The 21,779-nt window shown below is 60.3% G+C and carries 18 protein-coding genes and 4 tRNA genes; 13 read left to right on the plus strand and 9 right to left on the minus strand.

Annotated elements, in window-relative coordinates:
* Nucleotides 1-24: 24 nt before the first annotated feature.
* The 3 genes from F7R20_RS30305 (at nt 25) to F7R20_RS30315 (ending at nt 2,423) form a co-directional block, all read left to right on the plus strand.
* Nucleotides 25-429, plus strand: coding sequence for a MarR family winged helix-turn-helix transcriptional regulator (locus F7R20_RS30305; protein ID WP_003204618.1), 405 nt, complete (start codon nt 25-27; stop codon nt 427-429).
* A gap of 52 nt (nt 430-481) precedes the next feature.
* A complete protein-coding gene (locus F7R20_RS30310; protein WP_003204616.1) occupies nt 482-1,690 on the plus strand; it encodes an MFS transporter in 1,209 nt (402 codons plus the stop codon).
* Nucleotides 1,691-1,871: 181 nt separating this feature from the next.
* Complete coding sequence (locus F7R20_RS30315; RefSeq protein WP_003204612.1) at nt 1,872-2,423, plus strand: glutathione peroxidase; 552 nt, start codon at nt 1,872-1,874, stop codon at nt 2,421-2,423.
* Nucleotides 2,424-2,513: 90 nt separating this feature from the next.
* Here the strand turns inward: F7R20_RS30315 and F7R20_RS30320 are convergent, their stop codons facing one another.
* The 3 genes from F7R20_RS30320 to F7R20_RS30330 all read right to left on the minus strand — a co-directional run bounded on the left by F7R20_RS30320 (nt 2,514) and on the right by F7R20_RS30330 (nt 4,923).
* Nucleotides 2,514-3,794: an OmpP1/FadL family transporter gene (locus tag F7R20_RS30320; protein WP_003204610.1), complete on the minus strand. Its 1,281-nt coding sequence runs from the start codon at nt 3,792-3,794 to the stop codon at nt 2,514-2,516.
* Nucleotides 3,795-3,939: 145 nt separating this feature from the next.
* The gene (locus tag F7R20_RS30325) at nt 3,940-4,422 is read right to left on the minus strand and encodes a hypothetical protein (protein WP_013694058.1); all 483 of its coding nucleotides are present in this window, start codon (nt 4,420-4,422) and stop codon (nt 3,940-3,942) included.
* 276 nt (nt 4,423-4,698) lie between these two features.
* Entirely contained in the window at nt 4,699-4,923 is a 225-nt protein-coding gene (locus F7R20_RS30330; protein ID WP_003204606.1) for a hypothetical protein, read from the minus strand.
* Between the two features lie 955 nt (nt 4,924-5,878).
* Here F7R20_RS30330 and F7R20_RS30340 point away from each other — a divergent pair.
* Nucleotides 5,879-6,202 carry an SEL1-like repeat protein gene (locus tag F7R20_RS30340; RefSeq protein ID WP_003204604.1) on the plus strand — a complete coding sequence of 108 codons (324 nt, stop codon included), beginning with the start codon at nt 5,879-5,881 and terminating at the stop codon, nt 6,200-6,202.
* Between the two features lie 188 nt (nt 6,203-6,390).
* Nucleotides 6,391-7,779, plus strand: a complete 1,389-nt coding sequence (rmuC, locus tag F7R20_RS30345; RefSeq protein ID WP_161796658.1) for a DNA recombination protein RmuC — start codon at nt 6,391-6,393, stop codon at nt 7,777-7,779.
* Nucleotides 7,780-7,936: 157 nt separating this feature from the next.
* On the opposite strand, the gene F7R20_RS30350 is transcribed toward rmuC, so the two are convergent.
* Both F7R20_RS30350 and F7R20_RS30355 read right to left on the minus strand, forming a co-directional pair.
* The gene (locus tag F7R20_RS30350; protein WP_003204600.1) at nt 7,937-11,407 is read right to left on the minus strand and encodes a hybrid sensor histidine kinase/response regulator; all 3,471 of its coding nucleotides are present in this window, start codon (nt 11,405-11,407) and stop codon (nt 7,937-7,939) included.
* A 250-nt stretch (nt 11,408-11,657) separates the two neighbouring features.
* Complete coding sequence (locus F7R20_RS30355) at nt 11,658-12,197, minus strand: TetR/AcrR family transcriptional regulator (RefSeq protein WP_003204598.1); 540 nt, start codon at nt 12,195-12,197, stop codon at nt 11,658-11,660.
* A gap of 103 nt (nt 12,198-12,300) precedes the next feature.
* Between F7R20_RS30355 and F7R20_RS30360 the strand changes: the two genes are divergently transcribed.
* The 4 genes from F7R20_RS30360 to F7R20_RS30375 all read left to right on the plus strand — a co-directional run bounded on the left by F7R20_RS30360 (nt 12,301) and on the right by F7R20_RS30375 (nt 17,079).
* Nucleotides 12,301-13,491: an MFS transporter gene (locus F7R20_RS30360; RefSeq protein ID WP_003204597.1), complete on the plus strand. Its 1,191-nt coding sequence runs from the start codon at nt 12,301-12,303 to the stop codon at nt 13,489-13,491.
* 69 nt (nt 13,492-13,560) lie between these two features.
* Nucleotides 13,561-13,872 carry a cupin domain-containing protein gene (locus tag F7R20_RS30365; protein ID WP_003204594.1) on the plus strand — a complete coding sequence of 104 codons (312 nt, stop codon included), beginning with the start codon at nt 13,561-13,563 and terminating at the stop codon, nt 13,870-13,872.
* 103 nt (nt 13,873-13,975) lie between these two features.
* A complete protein-coding gene (locus tag F7R20_RS30370; RefSeq protein ID WP_003204592.1) occupies nt 13,976-15,124 on the plus strand; it encodes a TDT family transporter in 1,149 nt (382 codons plus the stop codon).
* 80 nt (nt 15,125-15,204) lie between these two features.
* Complete coding sequence (locus F7R20_RS30375; RefSeq protein WP_003204590.1) at nt 15,205-17,079, plus strand: MFS transporter; 1,875 nt, start codon at nt 15,205-15,207, stop codon at nt 17,077-17,079.
* A gap of 179 nt (nt 17,080-17,258) precedes the next feature.
* On the opposite strand, the gene sugE is transcribed toward F7R20_RS30375, so the two are convergent.
* From sugE to rdgC, 3 genes are all read right to left on the minus strand, one after another.
* Nucleotides 17,259-17,573, minus strand: a complete 315-nt coding sequence (sugE, locus tag F7R20_RS30380) for a quaternary ammonium compound efflux SMR transporter SugE (protein ID WP_003204587.1) — start codon at nt 17,571-17,573, stop codon at nt 17,259-17,261.
* A 118-nt stretch (nt 17,574-17,691) separates the two neighbouring features.
* Nucleotides 17,692-18,657 (minus strand): bile acid:sodium symporter family protein, encoded by a 966-nt coding sequence (locus tag F7R20_RS30385; protein ID WP_003204585.1) that lies wholly within the window; start codon nt 18,655-18,657, stop codon nt 17,692-17,694.
* A 140-nt stretch (nt 18,658-18,797) separates the two neighbouring features.
* Nucleotides 18,798-19,718 carry a recombination-associated protein RdgC gene (gene rdgC, locus F7R20_RS30390; protein WP_003204583.1) on the minus strand — a complete coding sequence of 307 codons (921 nt, stop codon included), beginning with the start codon at nt 19,716-19,718 and terminating at the stop codon, nt 18,798-18,800.
* A 160-nt stretch (nt 19,719-19,878) separates the two neighbouring features.
* On the opposite strand from rdgC, the gene F7R20_RS30395 reads away from it, so the two are divergent.
* From F7R20_RS30395 to F7R20_RS30410, 4 genes are all read left to right on the plus strand, one after another.
* Nucleotides 19,879-19,954: transfer RNA gene (locus F7R20_RS30395), tRNA-Val, on the plus strand.
* Nucleotides 19,955-19,973: 19 nt separating this feature from the next.
* A tRNA-Asp gene (locus F7R20_RS30400) sits at nt 19,974-20,050 on the plus strand.
* Between the two features lie 178 nt (nt 20,051-20,228).
* Nucleotides 20,229-20,304 (plus strand) — tRNA-Val (locus tag F7R20_RS30405).
* Nucleotides 20,305-20,321: 17 nt separating this feature from the next.
* Nucleotides 20,322-20,398, plus strand: a tRNA-Asp gene (locus F7R20_RS30410).
* Nucleotides 20,399-20,642: 244 nt separating this feature from the next.
* On the opposite strand, the gene F7R20_RS30415 is transcribed toward F7R20_RS30410, so the two are convergent.
* Nucleotides 20,643-21,779 carry a catalase family protein gene (locus tag F7R20_RS30415; protein WP_003204581.1) on the minus strand — a complete coding sequence of 379 codons (1,137 nt, stop codon included), beginning with the start codon at nt 21,777-21,779 and terminating at the stop codon, nt 20,643-20,645.

Below are 21,779 nucleotides of genomic sequence, written 5' to 3' on the forward strand. Positions count from 1 at the left end.
CAGTCGCGGGTATATACACGCATCATGCTTCCTTCCCAATGTCTGTGCATCAACCTGCGTCGTGCCGCCCGTGGCGTCAGCAGGTATTACGACGGCGCCCTCGACGGCTTCGGGATCAACGTTGCCCAGTATTCTTTGCTGAGCAACCTGGCGCGCCTGGACCAGCCGAGTATTTCTTCCCTGGCCGAGGCCATGGGCCTGGACCGCAGCACCCTGGGTCGTAACCTGCGGGTGCTGGAAGGCGAAGGGCTGGTGGCGCTGGCCGAGGGTGACGACCTGCGTAACCGCATCGTCGTGCTCACTGAAACGGGGCAGGCCCGGCTGGCGGCGGCGTTGCCTGCCTGGGAAGCGGCGCAGCAGAAACTGATCGATAAGCTGGGCGCCGAAAAGCGTGCGACCTTGCTGGCCTTGCTGGATGAACTGGCGTGAAGCCGGTTCGTTCGATAATAAGTGGGTATATACCCGCGACCGGAGAACAAGAATGACATCGATGTGGCGTACCTGTGGTTGGGTCCTGGTGGGCAGCGCGCTGATCCTGGCGTTGTCCCTGGGCGTACGGCATGGCTTCGGCCTGTTCCTGGCGCCCATGAGTGCCGAGTTCGGCTGGGGCCGTGAGGTATTCGCCTTCGCCATTGCCTTGCAGAACCTGATCTGGGGCCTGGCGCAGCCGTTCACCGGCGCGCTGGCCGACCGCTTCGGTGCGGCGAAAGTGGTGCTGATCGGCGGTGTGCTGTACGCAGTGGGCCTGGTGTTCATGGGCATGGCCGATTCGCCATGGTCCTTGTCGTTGAGCGCGGGCCTTTTGATTGGTATCGGTCTGTCGGGCACGTCGTTTTCGGTGATTCTGGGTGTGGTCGGACGGGCCGTGCCGCCGGAAAAACGCAGCATGGGCATGGGTATCGCCAGTGCCGCCGGTTCCTTCGGCCAGTTCGCCATGCTGCCCGGTACGCTGGGGCTGATCGGTTGGCTCGGTTGGTCGGCGGCGTTGTTGGCGCTGGGGCTGCTGGTGGCGTTGATCGTGCCGCTGGTGAGCATGCTCAAGGACGCGCCGTTGCCGGTCGCTGGCCATGAGCAAACTCTGGTCGAAGCCTTGCGTGAGGCATGCAGTCATTCCGGGTTCTGGCTGCTGGCGATTGGCTTTTTCGTTTGCGGGTTCCAGGTGGTGTTCATTGGCGTGCATTTGCCGGCGTACCTGGTGGACCAACACCTGCCAGCCAGCGTCGGCACCACCGTGCTGGCCCTGGTCGGGTTGTTCAATATCTTCGGCACCTATACCGCCGGCTGGCTGGGGGGGCGCATGTCCAAGCCACGCCTGCTGACTGGGTTGTACTTGGTGCGGGCGGTGGTGATCGGTTTGTTCCTGTGGCTGCCCGTGACCACCACCACTGCGTATCTGTTCGGCATGGCGATGGGCTTTCTGTGGCTGTCGACGGTGCCGTTGACCAACGGCACGGTGGCGACCCTGTTTGGTGTACGAAATCTCTCTATGTTGGGTGGGATCGTGTTCCTGTTCCACCAGTTGGGCTCGTTCCTCGGTGGTTGGTTGGGCGGGGTGGTGTACGACCGTACCGGCAGCTATGACTTGATCTGGCAGGTGTCGATCCTGCTCAGCCTGTTGGCGGCGGCGTTGAACTGGCCAGTACGTGAACGTCCGGTGGCGCGCCTGCAAGTCCAGGCCGGCGCAGCATGAGTCGTGTCGGCCCGTGGTTGATCGCTGCCGGTGCCGGCCTGCTGCTGGCGTTCGCCTGGTGGGGTTGGCATCAGGGCGGGTTGGCCTTGATGCAGCTGGGCATGGGCAACTGCTGAACAATGGACGGCATCGGACGCTGCGAGTAACGTCGTGGTCTGACGTGCTTTTAAGGAAGATAGACATGTTGATGCGTTGGTTTGCTGTTCCCGCCCTGTTGCTGGCTGTGACCGGGCAAGTCTGGGCCGCCGGTTGCCCACCGTTGCTGGAAGGTTCGTTGCCCAAGCTGCGGGCCAAGGAAACCATTGATTTGTGCCAGCGCTTCGCCGGCAAGCCGCTGGTGGTGGTCAACACTGCCAGCTTCTGTGGGTTCGCCCCGCAATTCAAAGGCCTCGAAGCGCTCAACCAGCGCTACAAGGAGCAAGGGTTGCAAGTGCTGGGTGTGCCGTCCAATGACTTCAAGCAGGAGTCCAAGGACGGTGCTGAAACCGCCAAGGTCTGCTACGTCAATTACGGCGTGACCTTCACCATGACCGAACCTCAACCGGTGCGCGGTGCGGATGCGATACCGTTGTTCAGGCACCTGGCTGAACAATCCAGCGCGCCGAAATGGAATTTCTACAAGTATGTGGTGGACCGCCAGGGCAATGTCGTAGGCAGTTTTTCCAGCCGGATCAAGCCTGACGATCCCGATTTCATCAAGGCGGTGGAAGCGGCCATTGCTTCCAGACCCTGATCGCCAGCCACGAAAAAGCCCCGCCTCTTTGCAGAGTGCGGGGCTTTTTTTCGCTTCAGGTGGCGAGGGGTTCAGGTTCGCCGTGAAACATCAGAAGCGGTAGGTTGCACCGACACCGAAACCGTTGGCGCTGTTTTCATATTTGGCGTTGTAGGACTGGCCGAGGGCGTTGCTGCCGCTGACGTTGACTTTTTCTTCCTTGAGGTAGGAATAAGCCACGTCGATGGTCAGGTCGTCGGTCGGGCTCCAGCCGGCACCGAGGCTGAAGATGGTCCGGTCGCCAGTAGGGATGCGTGGCGAGCGGTCGGCGTTGTTGGTCGGTGCCTGGTCGAAGGACAGGCCGGTACGCAGTACCCACTGTTTGTTCAACTGGTAGGAAGTACCGATGGCGTAGGCCCAGGTGTCGTGCCAGTTTTGCTCTTCGGTGATGGTACCGAGGAAGGCAGGAGCGAACACACCACCCGATGTTGTCACCCCTTCGTTATTCACGGTGATTTCTTTCAGGCGACTCCAGCGTGTCCAGGTGCTGCCCGCATAAACGGTCCAGGCATCATTGAGCTTTTGGGTGACCGAAAAGTCCACCGATTCAGGTGTGGTGATGTCCAGCGAGGCATCGTAGCGCCCGTTATTCAAAAGTACCGCAGGAGTACCGGCGCCAGGGCTCACTTCAGTGTGGCCTTCAAGCTTGTACTTGACCTTGGAGTGGTAGGTCAGGCCGACACGAGTGGTGTCGGTCGCCTGGACCAGCACGCCAATGTTGTAGCCGTAGCCAATGTCGTCGCCCTTGATCTTCACGTCGCCGTCATTAGCTGAAAACGGAGTGTTCAGCGTCGACTCCAGAGAGCCGGAAATACGGTTGATGGTCGGGCCGAAACCGATCGATACCTTGTCGTTGAAGGCATAGCTGACGGTTGGCTGGAACGTGACGACCTTCACTTCGCTCTTGCTACCGAAGTTGCCGCCCTGGAAGCCGTTTTCATAATCGGTGATCAAGCCAAACGGTGCGTAGACACCCAGGCCGAATGCCCATTGATCATCGATAGGCTTGACGTAATAACCCATCGGAACGCCGGTCAGCGGGACCATGTCGCCCTTGTTAGTGCCGGACTTGGTGCCGCTGGCATCGTCGATATCGGTGGAGGCATCAATGGCGGCGAAGCCACCGGTGACTTGCTGGCGCTTGAGGCGCGACATGCCGGCAGGGTTGCCAAACACGGTGCTGGCGTCATCGGCAGCGGAAGAACGACCTGCGAAACCAGTGCCCATGCCACTGATGCTTTGTTCGTTCAAGGCAAAGCCACTGGCGAAAAGTTGGGTGGATGCCAAGGTCACGGCAAGGCCAAGGGTGGTTTTGAGCATGATTTTTTTCATTGTTAGAACTCCTGATGATCACCGGGGCGAAAATTACCAACATTTTCGTGCAAGCGCTATAGCCCGTATCGCTTGATTTAGAGGGGTTTTGTAGGACAATCCGACCAGATTCGCGACCGTTGCAGGAAGTTTCCAAATTTCCACATCAGCAAGCGACCTGATTCATGGGTGAAACACAGCTTCGCCATGCGCAGGTGAAATCTCGCAGGCGCCCTTGGGGGTGAAAGGTTTGTCGCCAGATGCGGGCCATGCCAAGCAGGTCATCGGCTTCAGGAAGCGGAGTGTTCTGTTCCTCCACCAGCAGCCAGGCAATGGCGGTGGCATAGCGCAGGTTGACGGTCAATTCCAGGTGCGGGCCGCTGAGAAAGGCGTGCTGGCTGGCCAGGCCGCGTACCAGGCTGGCTCGTTCCGGGTCCAGCGCCAGGTAATGGTCCCAGAGTGCCTGGTGTCGGGGCTCGGTAATGCGATACAGGCCATGCCCGCGGCGATCATGCAGGGCTGAACCCAGGGCGGACTGGCTGGCGGCAATACCCAGCAACAAGGATTCCGCAGTTGCGCTGTGACGCTCAAGGTAGAGGAGCGTCGGGCGGATCACATATCGACACAGTTCGCTGGCAGCGATACCCATAAAACCCTCGAAGTGTGAAATGGGCGGAGCCTGAAGAGTGTGGGCTTGGCAGCGGTGGATCGGTCCAGGCCCCGCCGGAAGCGGATCATGCCGCTTGACTTGAAGTGTAGTGTCATATTTACGTTGTAAAGGACTGTTTTTAAAACATCTTCAACGAACGGTTATAACTGTTATATCCCTTGGTACTTACGCCGTTTCGCTTGATCGAGAAATTCCAGGCAATAAAAAACCCCGCTTTTTGGGCGGGGCCTTTGGGGTTTCAGCCTTTCTGGCGTCTCAGGCAACCAGTGCCTGGCGGGTACGCTCGATCACGGCCTGCAGCGGTTCGGCGCTGGAGTACTGATCGGGGTACAGGCGTTCGCTGTGACGGGCGATGCCGTGTTCGTTGACCAGGGTGAAGCTGAAGCAGCCTTTGCGAGCGGCCATGATCAGGCAGTTCATCGGGGCAAAAGCGTTGGTGAGGGTGCGGATAGCATCCTGTGCGTGGATTTGAGTAGACATGTTATGGGTGTTCCTACAAATGACACGGTTAAGAACCGTGCAACGTTAAAACGTTCCAGTAACGTCGACCACCATTGGTCGAACGAAGAACCCGACTGGAACAAAGCAGCCAGTTTGAGCGCTATATAAAGTGCGCGCTTGGGCTGGCAGGTAGGTACTTAGGAGGGCAGGCAACACATCAAGGGCAAAGGTTCTGGGCCCGGGGTGAAGATCCTGATCAATTTTGCAGGTTGGTTCGGTCAGAGTAATGAGCCTGGCAACACCCTTTGCATTCGATCAAAGGCTGTGTTGACGCAAGGTTTACCTGGAAACCATCGAGGGGGCCGGTCTCCTTTTTTCGGTGAGGTGTCCTTTGAAGGATGGCTGACCGTGGAGATGTGTTCGACCCGGAATTGACTTTCAGCTTGGTACTAACGCTGCGGATACTAACGGATCGAACTCGTGAAGGGAAGGGCGTTGGTTAAAAAATATTCAAGCAGGGCCATGCGTCGATGTCGGGATCGGACGCGTAGCACAGGACCCAACTGTACTCGGGTGTGTCCATGCCACCCACGCCGCGCGCAAGGCCCGAGGTTTATCCCCAGGTTTTACCGCCAGATGCGCCAAAAAAGCGCAGCGTTATAACCCATTCGGCTGTTACTTGTGCACACTCGCTGCACCACTTGTCACTGTACTGTCATGTCGAAACAATCCGGGGTGGGTGCCTGTATCCAAAATTTAAGTCAATGAAAAACATCGCTTTTTTTTACTGGTGAAAAAATCGTCAGTTTGAGCGCAGGCCCCGTTCCACAGGGCTTTGCGCGAGTTCAGGGTGGGTTGTCCACTGAGTTATCCACAGCTTCTGTGGATTGTCCCAAGCGCTTGCTCTAGCACGGGCGTGCTGGTTTTTTTCGGCTTTACCCGTACGAAAAAAGGAGTAGAGTGGCGCGCCTTCCGATCTAGCCCACAGTGTTTTATGAAGTTTCGCTCCGTATCAAATCCTGTTACCTCCACATCCCATGGTGTTACCCCACCCAAGCGTATTTCGATGCGGGTGGCCGAGTGGCTACTCGACAGCCCGAGACTGGGAGATAGCCCCAGCGTCAAGCACTTGGCCGGCCGTTTACTCAAGCAACCGGCCCGTGAAGGCGTGGTGGCCGCGCAAAGTCGCCTCGGACAATTGATGTGCCGTGAATGCGGCAACGCCCGGGATCGCCGCATCGGCCAGGACCTGCTGCGCCAGGCCGCGCGGGCCGGCGATGATCGAGCCCGCCGGGCCCTCGGTGAAATCGAAGGCTGAAAACGAAGACCGAGCTGGGCAACCCCCGGCCGCTTGGTTAACCTTCGGGCTTTATTTGATCGGCAGGAATTGTCATGGCTATGGATTTGACCAGCCTGTTGTTTGGCCTGGCGGGCGCTGCGGTGCCATTGCTGGCACTGGCCTGGCACCTGCAACGCCAGGCCGGCGCTGCGCAGACCGAACAGGCCCTGCTGGAAGAACGCCTGGCCACCGCGCACATGGCCCACGACGGCCTCAATGCCCAGCTCGATGCCTGCCGCGATGAGATCAGCGACCTGAGCCAGGCCAACGCCGCCAAGCAAGCCGAGCTTGCCGCAGCCTGTCGTGAAGTCGAGTTGTTGCAAATCGAGCGGGACAACGCCCGGGATGCGGCCCACGCCTGGAACCTCGAGCGCGCCAACAAGGAAGCAGAATTGCGGCGGCTCGATGCCCAGGCGGCGTCGTTGCATGCCGAACTGCGCGAGCAGCAGGAAAGCCATCAGCAACGCCTGGATGATCTGCAAGGTTCGCGCGACGAGTTGCGGGCACAATTCGCCGAGCTCGCCGGAAAAATCTTCGATGAGCGTGAGCAGCGTTTCGCCGAAACCAGCCAACAGCGCCTGGGCCAGTTGCTCGATCCGCTGAAGGAGCGCATCCAGTCCTTCGAAAAACGCGTCGAAGAAAGTTATCAGGCCGAGGCCCGGGAACGTTTCTCCCTGGGCAAGGAGCTGGAGCGCTTGCAACAGCTGAACCTGCGCTTGAGCGACGAGGCCACCAACCTCACTCGGGCACTCAAGGGCCAGAAGACCCAGGGCAACTGGGGCGAGTTGATTCTGGAGCGGGTGCTCGAACATGCTGGCCTGGAGAAGGGCCGCGAGTATCAGACCCAGGTCAGCCTCAAGGGCCCGGACGGCGAGCGTTTCCAGCCGGACGTGTTGATTTATCTGCCTGGCGACAAGCAAGTAGTGGTCGACTCCAAGGTCAGCCTCACGGCCTATCAGCAGTACGTGGCCGCCGAAGATGACGCCATTGGCCAACTGGCCCTCAAGCAACATGTGGTGTCGTTGCGAGCCCACGTCAAAGGCTTGGCCGGCAAGGACTACAAACGCCTGGACGGTTTGCACAGCCTGGATTTCGTGTTGTTGTTCGTGCCGATCGAAGCGGCGTTTTCCGCCGCCTTGCAAGCCGAGCCGAACCTGTTCCAGGAAGCCTTCGACCGCAACATCGTGATCGTCAGCCCGACCACGTTGCTGGCGACCCTTCGGGTGATCGATAGCTTGTGGAAGCAGGAACGCCAGAGCCAGAACGCCCGGGAAATCGCCGAGCGGGCCGGGTGGCTGTATGACAAGTTCGTCTTGTTCATCCAGGACCTGGATGAGATCGGCAGTCGCTTGCAGCAGTTGGACAAAGCCTACAGTGCCGCGCGCAACAAATTGACGGAAGGGCGCGGCAACCTGATCAGCCGCAGCGAACAGCTCAAGCTGCTCGGCGCCCGGGCCAGCAAGAGCTTGCCCAGCGAATTGCTCGAACGGGCGATGACCGATGCGGATGGGCTGCCTGAGTTGCCGGAAGAAGCCAGCGAGAAAACCCAGGGCTGAAACACAAACCCAAGGCTGAAGCAGAAGCTTGTGGCAAGGTCATCTTGTGGGAGCAAAGCTTGCTCGCGATGGCATCCTTGAGACCGACTTCGCGGGCAAGCCTTGCTCCCCACAAGATTTTCCATCGCCACAGCGGAACAGCGTGTCCCTCAGCCCATTACAACGGCAAATGCCGACTCAACAACGCCCGCAACGCCGCCGGCTTCACCGGCTTGGCCAGGTAATCCAGGCCTGCGGCATGCACCTGGGCTATCATCTCAGGTCGGCCGTCGGCGCTGATCACCACACCGGGAATCGGTTCGCCCATGCGCGTGCGCAACCAGGCCATCAGCTCGGTACCGGTCTCGCCGTCGTCCAGATGAAAATCCACCAGCGCCAGTTGCGGTCGGCCGCCCTGGGCCAGCCAACGCTCGCATTCTTCCCGGTTGCGCGCCGTCCACACCTGGCAACCCCAGCGTGTCAGCAGGCTGTTCATGCCGATCAGGATGCTGTCTTCGTTATCGACGCACAGCACCTGGGCGCCGCTTGGCAAATGACCGTTGGGTTCAGCCGCGGGACTTGGTGCGACGACCTGTGTATGGGCCAAGGGCACGCTGACGCTGAACACGCTGCCACGCCCCGGCCAGGAGCGCACGCGCAAGGTATGGCCCAGCACGCGGCATAGCCCGTCGGCGATGGCCAGGCCCAGGCCCAGGCCTTTTTCGGCGCGGGTCTGGTGGCTGTCCAGGCGTTTGAATTCTTCGAAAATGACCTGCAGCTTATCCTCGGCAATTCCCGGCCCGCGATCCCAGACTTCCAGGCACAACTCGCCGTTGCGCCGGCGTACCCCCAGCAACACAGGGCCCTTGGCATAGCGGAAGGCGTTGGTGAGGAAGTTCTGCAGAACCCGCCGCAACAACTTGATGTCGCTGTCGACCCGCAGTCGCGAGCCTCGCATTCGGAATTTCAGGCCTTGTTCCTGGGCCAGCGCCGTGAACTCGGCGCCCAAGGTGTCGAACAATTCGTTGAGGACGAACGGCTTGCGGTCGGGATTGATCTTGCCGTTTTCCAGGCGGGAGATGTCCAGCAGGTCGGTGATCAGGTCTTCAGCGGAACGCAGCGAACTGTCCAGATGCTGCACCAATTGCCGGGCCTCGCTCGGCAAACCCTCGTGCTGGTGGGACAGCGCGGCAGAGAATAGCCGCGCGGCGTTGAGCGGTTGCATCAGGTCGTGGCTGACCGCAGCCAGGAATCGGGTCTTGGATTGATAGGCCGCTTCGGCGGTGCTCTTGGCTTCGGTCAGGGCCAGGTTCAGTTGCGATAATTCCCGGGTGCGTTCGGCCACTCGTTGCTCCAGCCCCTCGTTGGCTTCGGTCAGCGCTTGCGCGGCCTCACGGAACGCGGTGATGTCAGTGAAACTCATGACGAAACCGCCACCGGGCATCGGGTTGCCGATCAGCTCGATCACCCGGCCGTTGGGGAACAATCGTTCAGAGGTATGGGCGCGGCCCTGGCGCATCCAGTGCAGGCGTCGGGCGACGTGAACTTCGGCTTCGCCTGGGCCGCAGAGACCACGCTCGGCGTTGTAGCGGATGATATCGGCAATGGGCCGGCCAACACTGATCAAGCCGTCCGGATACTTGAACAGCTCCAGATAGCGACGATTCCAGGCTACCAGCCTGAGGGACTGGTCGACCACGCTGATGCCCTGGCTGATGTTCTCGATGGCGCCTTGCAACAGCGCGCGGTTGAACTGCAAAACTTCCGAGGCTTCGTCTGCGATCCGCACGACGTCTTCGAGCTGCATCTCCCGACCTTCAATGGCGGCCTTTACCACAGCCCTGGTCGAAGAGGCCCCGAGTACACCGGCCAGCAGGCGTTCGGTGTGGGCGATCCATTCGCTGTCGGCGTTCTGGGTCGGGTTGAAGCCTTTGCCCTGGCGGTAGGCAAAGCGAATGAAACTCTGCCGCGCCCGCTCCTCGCCGACGAAACGGGCGGCCAGTTGCAACAAGTCTTCGATGTGCACCGCCAGCATTGAGCGGGGGTTGGGGCGGGCGCTGATTTCCTGGCCGATGAAGCGTCCGGCCTGCCAGTGTTCCGAGACGCGTGTGCGCGACAGCACGGACACCCAGGCGAACAACGTGAAGTTACCGGCCAGGGACAGGACCACCCCTTGGGTCAGGGGAGTAATCGGCAGGTTCAATGGATTGCCGTGCAGCCAGGCCAGGCCCGGGAAGCTACTGAGCGACCAGCCCAGGCTGTGAGCGGCGATCGGCAACACCAGGGTGTAGAACCACAGAAAAATCCCCATGGCGAGGCCAGCGAACACACCGCGGCGGTTGGCCTGTTTCCAGTACAGCGCGCCGAGCATGGCCGGGGCCAGTTGGGTCACGGCGGCGAAGGCGATCTGGCCGATGGTCGCCAGGCTCGCCGTCGAACCCAGCAGGCGGTAGCTGACGTAGGCCAGCAACAGGATCACGACGATGCTCACCCGACGCACCGACAGCATCCACTGGCGGAACACTTCGAAGGGCCGCTCGGCGTTGTTGCGGCGCAGCAGCCACGGCAACAGCATGTCGTTGGAGACCATGGTGGACAGCGCCACGCTGGCCACGATCACCATGCCGGTAGCCGCCGAGGCGCCACCAATGAACGCCAGCAATGCCAGGGCCGGATGGGCCTGGGCCAGCGGCAGGCTGATGACGAAGGAGTCCGGCAATACGGAGCTGGGCAGCATCATTTGCCCGGCGAGGGCGATGGGCACCACGAACAGTGCGGCCAGGGCCAGGTAGGCGGGGAATACCCACTTGGCCAGGCGCAGGTCCTGGGGTTCGATGTTCTCCACCACGGTCACGTGGAACTGTCGTGGCAAGCAGATGATCGCCATCATCGCCACCCCGGTCTGCACCACCATGGATGGCCAGTTGATTGTTTCTTTCCAGTACTGCTCCAGCCGTGGGGCGAGCATGGCCTGGTTGAACAGGTCGTCGAAGCCGTCGTACAGGCCGTACGTCACGAACGCTCCGACCGCCAGGAAGGCGAACAGCTTGACCAGGGATTCGAAGGCAATCGCCAGCACCATGCCACGGTGGTGTTCGGTGGCGTCCAGGTTGCGGGTACCGAACACGATGGTGAACAGCGCCAGGATCAGCGAGACGATCAGCGCGGTGTCCTGGGCGCGGGTGCCCATGGCATCGGCGCCGGCACCGATCAACAGGTTCACCCCGAGCACGATGCCCTTGAGCTGCAAGGCGATGTACGGCAGCACGCCGACCAGGCAGATCAGCGCGACCACTACCGCCAGGGATTGGGACTTGCCATAGCGGGCGGCGATGAAGTCGGCGATGGAGGTGATGTTCTCCTGTTTGCTGATCATCACCATTTTCTGCAGGACCCACGGCGCCAGCACCAGCAGCAGGATCGGCCCGAGATAGATCGGCAGGAATGCCCAGAGCTGTTCGGCGGCCTGGCCTACGGCGCCAAAGAACGTCCAACTGGTGCAGTACACCGCCAGCGACAGACTGTAGACCCAAGCCCGCACCCGCGGCGGCAGCGGCGTGCTGCGCCGGTCGCCGTAGAAGGCGATGGCGAACATGATGGCCATATAGGCCAGGGCGACAACGGCAATCAGCCCGCTGGACAGCGACATGGAAACTCCCGGACAAAGACACCGGGACTTGAGCCCGGCAGGACAGTCTCGCATGCCCGCTCGGGTTCGTCAGTGTCGACCAAGGTCGAGGCGCGGTGGGGTGTCGCAGGAGGGGGAATTCTTGGGTTATGCAAGGTTTTTGCTGGCCTCATCGCGAGCAAGCTCGCTCCCACACCGAGTCTTGGGCGAGCATAAATTTTGTATTCACAGCAGATCAAATGTGGGAGCGAGCTTGCTCGCGATGGCGGCCTTACTGAGCCAACGCAATATCCACCAGCCGATACAACTCCTCAACCGCTAACGGCGCGGTGGCAAAGAGGATACGAAACACCGTCGGCGCCACCACCACATTGATCAGCCGTTCGACGCCTGGATTGGGCTCATCGGGGTAGCGGTCCAGGATGATCTGCAACTGACGGCTGAGGATCCCCACGCAATACCCCGGCGTGGCGCAGGCCTGGATGTCGCGCATCATGTTGCGACCGGGCTCGGAACTCATTTCGTCCAGGTACTGTTCGGCCCAGGCGAGCAGGTCGCCGCGCAGGCTACCGGTGTTGGCGGGGTCGCTGTCGGGGCGCAAGCGGGCGATGGCGACATCGGCCAGCAGCGCCGGCAGATCACCCCAGCGCCGGTAGATGGTGGACGGCGTCACCCCGGCGCGCGCAGCGATTTGCGGCACGGTCAGGGTCGCGCGGTCCTGCTCTTGCAGCAGGTCGCGGACCGCCGAATGAATCGACTCTTGGACCCGGGCGCTTCGACCGCCGGGGCGTAAACCTTCTTTAATCGCCATGCGTCAGACCTTAACACAAAGAATTTGCTTTAAGCGCATGCTGGTAGCACACTCCACAAAAGCAAAAAATTAGCTTTTGCGAATACTCCTGTGGAGCGTGCCCATGTCCCGTCCAGCTTCGACCCGCGCCAGCCTGATATTCCTGGCGCTCACCTTGCTCGGTTTTCTCGCCGCGTCCAGCGCGCCGACGCCGTTGTATCATCTCTACCAGGAACAATTGCAATTTTCCCCGGCCGTCTTGACGCTGATTTTCGGTGTGTACGCCTTCAGTCTGCTGGCGGCCTTGCTGACCGTGGGTTCGCTGTCGGATTACCTGGGCCGCAAGCCGGTGATCTTCGTGGCGCTGTTGCTCAACATGCTGGCGATGCTGCTGTTTATCAGCGCCGACAGCGTTGCCTGGTTGATCAGTGCCCGCTTGATCCAGGGATTTGCCACCGGCATGGCCACCAGTGTGCTGGGGGCTGCCTTGCTGGATTTCGACCGTCGCCAGGGCCCGCTGATCACCAGTGTCGCGCCGCTGTTGGGCATGGCATGCGGGGCGCTGGGCTGTGGCCTGCTGGCTGAATTCGCGCCGTTGCCCTTGCAACTGACGTACTGGCTTCTGTTGGGCTTGTTCCTGGCCCAGGCCGTTTACCTCTGGCGCCTGGCGGAAAGCGTCAGCCCGCAACCCGGTGCCTGGCAGTCCCTGCGGCCAACCCTGCATGTGCCGCCCCAGGCGCGGCAAGCCTTGTGGCGGGTCCTGCCACTGGACCTGGCGGCCTGGGCCGTGGGCGGTTTCTACTTGTCACTGGCACCGTCCCTGGTGCGAGCGTCAACCGGATCGACCTCCAACCTGATCGGTGGCGCGCTGGTGGCGGTGTTGACCCTCAGCGGCGCGTTATCCATCTACCTGCTGCGCAACCAGGAGGCCGACAAGATGTTGCGCCTCTCCGCGAGCTTGCTGGTGGTCGGTCTTGCATTGGTGCTGGCGGCGGTGCATGGCGCCAGCTTGCCATTGTTCTTCATTGGCACGCTGGTCACCGGCAGCGGTTTTGGCGCGGGATTCCTGGGGGCGCTGCGCAGCATCATGCCGCTGGCGTTGCCCCACGAACGGGCCGGTTTGATGTCGGCGTTCTATGTCCTCAGTTACCTGGCCTTCAGCCTGCCGTCGCTGCTGGCGGGGAACCTGACGCGGGTGTTCGGATTGATCCCGACCACCGATGGCTATGGCGCGGTGTTGATTGTGCTGTGTGTCGTTGCGTTGTTGGGGTTACGTCAATCCATGAGACCGGTCAGCGATGGCGCGCGGCCTTGAAACCAAGGGTGCGGGCGTCGCTGGCAGTAGGTTAGTCTTGGCGCCTCAGTCTTTTTTCCGGACGATCCCTTGAAAATCATTCGCAGCAAGTCCTTCACCGGGGACCGCGCCTGGGCGGCGCTGGATATCGCCAACATGAATGGTGTCACCACGCGCCTGCACTGGACCGATCAGCCGTACAAATGGCACGTCAATGACGGCGAGGAAGTCTTCGTGGTGCTCGATGGGCAAGTGCGGATGTGCTATCGGGAAGAGGGTGTCGAAAAGGAAACCTTGCTGGAGGCCGGGGACATTTTCTACGCCTCGGTGGGCACCGAACATGTGGCCAGGCCCTTGGGCGAAGCGAGAATCCTGGTGATCGAGACCGAAGGCAGCGTCTGATGGTTATCTGCTAAACCGATAACATATAGAGAGATTACCCGTTATATAGATATTCGATTCGGCTCTAGCATGGCTCCACCTTATCCGAGGACAGGAGTTCGCCATGACATGCTGCGCTGCAAAAAACCGCTTGCGTCCATTGAGCCATTTGCCCAGGCCGCTGGAGGCCATTCGCCAATTCACGCCTAACTGGTTTGCCGTGGTCATGGGCACCGGAGTGTTGGCGCTGGCCTTGGCGCAATGGCCTGGGAATGTGCCGGGCCTGCGCCTTTTGGGTGAAGGCTTGTGGTTGTTCAACACGCTGTTGTTCGTGGTATTCGCCCTCATGTACACGGCCCGTTGGGTACTGTTCTTCGACGAAGCACGACGGATTTTCGGTCATTCAACGGTTTCGATGTTTTTCGGCACCATTCCCATGGGGCTGGCGACCATCATCAACGGCTTTTTGGCATTTGGGCTGCCGCGCTGGGGGAGCGGTGTGGTGGCGGTGGCTGAGGCGTTATGGTGGATCGACGTGGCCATGTCGTTGGCCTGTGGTGTGCTGATCCCATTCTTGATGTTCACCCGCCAGGAACATCGCATCGACCAGATGACCGCCGTGTGGCTCTTGCCGGTGGTGGCCGCCGAAGTCGCGGCGGCCAGTGGCGGGCTGTTGGCGCCGCATCTGGCCGACGCTCTTGGGCAACTGGTCATGCTGGTGACCAGCTACGTGCTCTGGGCCTTTTCCCTGCCGGTGGCGTTCAGCATCCTGACGATTTTGCTGTTGCGCATGGCGCTGCACAAACTGCCTCACGAGAACATGGCCGCCTCGAGCTGGCTGGCCCTCGGCCCGATCGGCACCGGCGCCCTGGGCATGTTGCTATTGGGCAACGATGCCCCGCTGATTTTTGCCGCCAATGGCCTGTCCGGCGTGGGTGAAATCGCCGCCGGGTTGGGTCTGGTGGCTGGTATCACGCTGTGGGGGCTGGGGTTGTGGTGGATGTTGATGGCGCTTCTGATCACCGCGCGCTACCTGCGCGCAGGCATTCCCTTCAACCTCGGCTGGTGGGGCTTTACCTTTCCCCTGGGCGTGTACGCGTTGACCACGCTGAAGCTTGCGGACCTGCTGGGCCTGGTTTTTTTCAGCGTGTTCGGGGCTGTGCTGGTGGCGATGCTGGTGGTGATGTGGCTGATCGTCGGGCGGCGTACGGTCCTCGGTGCCTGGCACGGTGAGTTGTTTGTGTCGCCCTGTATTGCAGGGCTGGCGAAATAATCGCTAAAGACAGGTAATGTGTGGCCTGGATCAAAAAGCGTCATTCCAATAAGCGTCCACGTCACTCAGGAACATGGAAGATGAGTCACCCTTCGCAGTTCACCTTGCTTCGCACGCGGCGTTTCCTGCCGTTCTTCATCACGCAGTCCTTGGGCGCGTTCAACGACAACATTTTCAAGCAGTCGCTGATCCTCGCCATCCTCTACAAATTGACCATCGAGGGCGACCGCTCGATCTGGGTCAACCTCTGCGCGCTGCTGTTTATCCTGCCGTTTTTTCTGTTCTCGGCTCTGGCAGGGCAGTTCGGCGAAAAATTCGCCAAGGACGCGCTGATTCGTCTGATCAAGCTCGGCGAAATCGCCATCATGGCGGTCGGCGCAGTAGGGTTTCTGTTCGATCACTTATCGCTGATGCTGGTGGCGCTGTTCGCCATGGGCACGCATTCGGCGTTGTTCGGCCCGGTGAAGTACTCGATCCTGCCCCAGGCCTTGCGTGAGGAAGAGTTGGTCGGCGGCAACGGCCTGGTGGAGATGGGCACCTTCCTGGCGATCCTGGCCGGCACCATCGGCGCCGGGATCATGATGTCCTCGGCGCATTACGCACCCGTGGTGTCCACTGCGATCATCGGTGTTGCCGTGCTCGGTTACCTGGCCAGCCGCAGCATTCCGCGCGCAGCGGCGGCCTCGCCGCAGATGCGCCTGAACTGGAACATCTTCAGCCAATCCTGGGCCACCCTGAAACTGGGGTTGGGGCAAACCCCGGCGGTGTCCCGTTCGATTGTCGGCAACTCCTGGTTCTGGTTCGTCGGGGCGATCTACCTGACGCAGATCCCGGCCTATGCCAAGGAGTGGATGCACGGTGACGAAACCGTGGTGACCTTGATCCTGACGGTGTTCTCGGTGGGGATCGCCTTGGGTTCGATGCTCTGCGAAAAGCTTTCCGGGCGCAAAGTCGAGATCGGCCTGGTGCCGTTCGGCTCGTTCGGGCTGACGGTGTTCGGCCTGCTGTTGTGGTGGCATTCCGGTGGAATCCCCGACAGCGTCGAGGGGCACGGTTGGCTTGAAGTGCTCGGTTTCGGTCACGCCTGGCTGGTGCTGATCGACATCCTGGGCCTGGGTGTCTTTGGCGGTTTCTATATCGTGCCGCTGTACGCGTTGATCCAGTCGCGCACGGTGGAGAACGAGCGGGCGCGGGTGATTGCTGCCAACAACATTCTCAACGCGTTGTTCATGGTGGTCTCGGCCATCGTCTCCATCGTGCTGCTGAGCCTGGCCAAACTGTCGATCCCGCAACTGTTCCTGGTGGTGTCGTTGCTCAACATTGGCGTCAACGCCTACATCTTCAAGATCGTTCCCGAGTTCAGCATGCGTTTCATGATCTGGCTGCTGAGCCATTCCATGTACCGCGTGGAGCACCGCAATTTGGAGGCGATCCCGGATGAAGGGGCTGCGCTGTTGGTCTGCAACCACGTCTCCTTCGTCGATGCCTTGCTGATTGGCGGCGCGGTGCGTCGGCCGATTCGCTTCGTGATGTACTACAAGATCTACAACCTGCCGGTGTTGAATTTCATCTTCCGTACCGCTGGGACGATCCCGATTGCCGGGCGCCAGGAAGACATTCACATCTACGAAAAAGCCTTCAAGCGAATCGCCCAATACCTGAAGGACGGTGAGTTGGTCTGCATCTTCCCTGAAGGAAAGCTGACCGGTGACGGTGAGATCAATGAGTTCAAGAGCGGACTGACACGCATCCTCCAGGAGACCCCGGTGCCGGTGATTCCCCTGGCGTTGCAGGGGTTGTGGGGCAGTTTTTTCAGTCGCGACCCGGCCAAAGGGCTGTTTCGTCGATTCTGGTCGCGGGTGACGCTGGTGGCGGGGTCGGCGGTCGCGGTGGAAGTGGCTGAGCCGGCGAAGTTGCAGGCGTTGGTGGGGGAGTTGCGTGGGACCGTCCGCTAGAACGAAAAACTGAAGGAGAAGACCTGTGGGATTAAAACCTGTGGGAGCAAAGCTTGCTCGCGATGGCGTCCTTGCGATCGCTATCGCGGGCAAGCCTTGCTCCCACAGACCCTGCTCCCCACAGGTTTTACTCCTACAAGTTCCACAGCTCCTAGAAGGTCTTGCTCCTGCAGGAGGGCTTAAGCGCTGACCTTGAGCCCGATCAACCCTGCAACGATCAACGCCACGCTGGCCAGACGAACCAGCGCCATCGACTCACCAAACAAAATGATCCCGGCGATCACCGTGCCCACGGCACCGACCCCGGTCCAGATCGCATAGGCTGTACCCAGCGGCAGTTCCTTCATTGCAAGGCCGAGCAGGCCAAGGCTGATCGCCATGGCGGCGATTGTCAGTGCAGTGGGGAGAGGGCGGCTGAAGCCGTCGGTGTATTTCAGGCCGACAGCCCAGCCGACTTCGAACAGGCCGGCAAAAAACAGAATGATCCAGGACATCACACACCTCATCGATGGATGGGGTCGTCCCCGGATAACGGTTGCTATGGCGTTGCGGGGTCGTCCCCGCATTGGGCGCAAGAATGCCCAATGCTGACGATTCGGTCAAGATTCGCCTTCAGTCCGTCGCTTGACGGGCCTGCAGTTCACGGTCCTGTTTTTCGCTCATGCGCCGGAAGTACGTCGAGAGCAGGGCGCCGGAAATGTTGTGCCAGACGCTGAACAGCGCGCTGGGTACCGCCGCCAGTGGCGAAAAGTGTGCACTCGCCAGCGCTGCACCCAGGCCGGAGTTCTGCATGCCGACTTCCAATGACAGGGTTTTGCGCTGGGCCAACGGCAAGCCGAACAAACGCCCGGTGAAGTACCCCAGCAGATAACCGAAGCTGTTGTGCAGCATCACGATGGCCATGATCAGCAGGCCGGATTCGGCGATTTTCGCCTGACTGGCTGCAACCACCGCCGCGACGATGATCACGATGCTCACTACCGATATCAGTGGCAGCACTTCTACCGCATGACGAACCCGGGCACCCAGCAGGCGTTGGGCAATGATGCCCAGTGCGATCGGCAACAGGACGATTTGCAGGATCGACCAGAACAGCGCCGAGAACGACACCGGCAACCAGGCCGAGGCCAGCAGCCAGATCAGCGCCGGGGTCAGCAGAGGGGCAAGCAGGGTCGTGAGGGCGGAAATCGCCACGGCCAGGGCCAGGTCACCGCGAGCCAGCCAGGTCATGACATTGGACGATGTGCCGCTCGGGCAGCAGCCCACCAGGATCACGCCGACGGCGATCTCCGGCGGCAGACTGAACACTTGGCAAAGCAGCCACGCCGTACCGGGCATGATCACGAATTGGGCAACCACCCCCAAGGCGACGCGCCCTGGATGACGGGCCACTTCGGCGAAGTCTTCCAGCTTGAGTGCCAGGCCCATGCCGAACATCACCAGGCCCAGCAGCGGCACGATGGCGATTTTTAGACCGATGAACCAAGCTGGCTGCAGAAACGCCACCACCGCGAAAATCAGTACCCAGTAAGCGAAGGTATTGCCGACAAAGCGACTCAATGCAGCCAATGCGCGCATGACCTGATCCTTATTATTAAGAACACCACAAAACCCAATGTGGGAGCGGGCTTGCTCGCGAAAGCGGAGTGTCAGTCAGCATCTCGGTGGCCGTCATGCCGCTATCGCGAGCAAGCTCGCTCCCACAGGGGGGGCGGGGTTTAGATCCCCTGCGGAATCTCTTCCCCACCCAACGCTTCAACCAGCGCCGGCAGGAACTCGCCGAACGTCAACATCATCAGCGTGAAGCTGGCGTCCAGTTGGCCGAGGGCTTCGTCGCCACCGTCCTGCTCTGCCTGGTCCTGCAGCAGGTCTTCGAACTTCAGGCGCTTGACCACCATCTTGTCGTCGAGCATGAAGGACAGCTTGTCCTGCCAGGCCAGGGACAGTTGCGTGACGACCTTGCCGGTGTTCAGGTGCAGCTGGATTTCGTCGCTGGTCAGGTCCTGGCGCTTGCAGCGCACGATGCCGCCGTCTTCGTGGGTGTCGCGCAGTTCGCATTCATCGAGCACGAAGAAATCGTCCGCGGCTTTCTGGGTCTTGACCCAGTCGGTCATGGTAGCGGTCGGGGCCATTTTTACCGTCAGTGGACGTACCGGCAGCGAGCCGATGACTTCGCGCAGGGTAGACAGCAGGTCTTCAGCGCGTTTCGGGCTGGCCGAGTTCACCAGGATCAGGCCCTGTTTCGGCGCGATGGCGGCAAAAGTGGACGAACGACGGATGAACGCACGCGGCAGGAACGCCTGGATGATTTCATCCTTGAGCTGGTCCCGTTCCTTTTTATAGACCTTGCGCATTTGCTCGGCTTCGATCTCTTCGACCTTTTCCTTCAGGGCATCGCGTACGACGCTACCCGGCAAGATGCGTTCTTCCTTGCGCGCGGCGATCAGCAGGAAGTCCTGGCTGACGTGCACCAGCGGTGCGTCTTCGCCTTTGCCAAACGGTGCGACGAAACCGTAAGTGGTCAACTCCTGGCTTGCACATGGACGCGCCAGTTTGCTGGCCAGTGCAGTTTCCAACGCCTCGGCATCAAAAGGCAGATCTTGGGTCAGGCGATAGATAAGCAGGTTTTTGAACCACATGGGGTGAGTCTCTCCTTTATACAAAGGGGGGCATTATTCTCTTCGCAGCGCCATAGGCCAACCCTTCGCTAAGCCTTTGGAAGGCCTGAAAAAATTAATTTAAAAAGTGCTTGCCAGCTTAAAGAGTGCTCCGTAGAATGCGCGCCACACCGAAAGCGAAGGGTGATTAGCTCAGCTGGGAGAGCGTCTGCCTTACAAGCAGAATGTCGGCGGTTCGATCCCGTCATCACCCACCATTCGTTCAACGTGTTACGCGCAGCGGTAGTTCAGTCGGTTAGAATACCGGCCTGTCACGCCGGGGGTCGCGGGTTCGAGTCCCGTCCGCTGCGCCATATTCGGTTACCTGGAACACTGAACGCCAGGTCACCACGGAAAGCCCGCTAACGCGGGCTTTTTGCTGTTTGCAGTTCCTGTGGTGTGCGTTGCTCATGTTTTTTTTTGCTGAATTTGCTAATTAAATCAGCACGTTATAAAAAACTGTGAGAGAATGCGCCCCGCATCGAAAGTGAAGGGTGATTAGCTCAGCTGGGAGAGCGTCTGCCTTACAAGCAGAATGTCGGCGGTTCGATCCCGTCATCACCCACCAAACTTTCAGTGTTACGCGCAGCGGTAGTTCAGTCGGTTAGAATACCGGCCTGTCACGCCGGGGGTCGCGGGTTCGAGTCCCGTCCGCTGCGCCATATTTGGTTATCTGGAATGCTGAACGCCAGGTGGCTACTAGAACGACGCTTTTCCTTTACGAGGGGAAAGCGTCGTTTTTTTTTGGCTCTCTTTTTTGTGTGTATATCCGTCGCTGCGGTTACGGCTACTTATGGTTCCGCCCTTACGGCGGGTCACTTTTGAAGAGCCCGGGAGCCGGCCCAGTCAGAGCGGAACCGTCAGCAGCCGTTACCGAAATACCGGATATACACACCAACCCATCGTCTACAGCTCAGCATTCCGCCGATGACGATAATCGCTGACCGCCTCATACACCGCCTTACGCAAGCGATTGATCCCACCAATAGGCCGATGCGCCTCAATGCCGAACCAAGGATTGAACGACTGATTATCACAAGCCAGATTCAACTTGGGCGTATCAAAATCCTGAGCCGGAACCTTGATCCGCGCCACGGTCTCGAACGGCGCATCACTTTCCTGCCACTCAATACTGGTGTCTTCAATGGGCATGTACTTGCTCGGATCCTGACGCTGGATCTGCAAGACAAAACACGCCGGCACCCGGTCCGTGGATAACTGCTGATTCAATGCGCTACGCAAGAAGTTCGGCAGGTCCTGATTCTGGGGAGGCAGGGTATAGCTCGGGCAACTGTCCGGGTCCGGTGCGACGCGAAACTTGGCGTTGGCTTCGCCGAATTTGTAAGGCGATACCGAGAAATACGTGGTCTGGGTCGGGCTGGCCGGGGGCGGTGAGAGGGTCGCCAGGGCGATGAATAAATGCCGGATCTGCCAGCTGCGCGGGTCCAGGCTTGGAAAGAAAGCCATCGCCTTCTTCCCGTCAGCCTGGGCGGCCACATTCTGACGATATTCAGCGACATCGCTGACGAAGAAGTTCGGATGGTTGAACATCACGAAATCCTGCTCACCCTGTGATTGCCGGTCAGCGAGCAGTTGCTTGCCCGGTACGTTCATCAGCTTGATCGCCATCCCGCGGGCATCGCGCAGGCTGTCGAACTGCGGATAGGCGTTGCCGTTGGACAGGCGAATCGTCGCCTGCCAGACCTTCCCCGGCTCGGCGAATACACCTTGGCGCAACGGTGCCGGCAGGTCGCTCGGCACCTGGACTTCGGCCATGACACAGCCGTGGGCCTTGGCATGGGCATCGCGCAGGTAACGCGTACTTTCGCGGTGCTGATCGACGATGCGAATAGCGGTCTGGATGATGTCCTGGGTCATGGCCGCTTCGCCGGGCGCCACCTGTTCCTTGTCCGGGACCGGTCCCTTGTGTTGCCAGGCAAACCAGGCTGTGGACAGTGCCCAGCCGAGCAACCCGATGCCCAGCAGCCACAGGAGCGTCTTGCCCAAAAAGGCACCGAGGCGCAGCCAGAGCGTGATCAACAT

Origin of the sequence: Pseudomonas brassicacearum subsp. brassicacearum, from assembly GCF_008801605.1 — a bacterium.
Classification (GTDB): domain Bacteria; phylum Pseudomonadota; class Gammaproteobacteria; order Pseudomonadales; family Pseudomonadaceae; genus Aquipseudomonas; species Aquipseudomonas brassicacearum.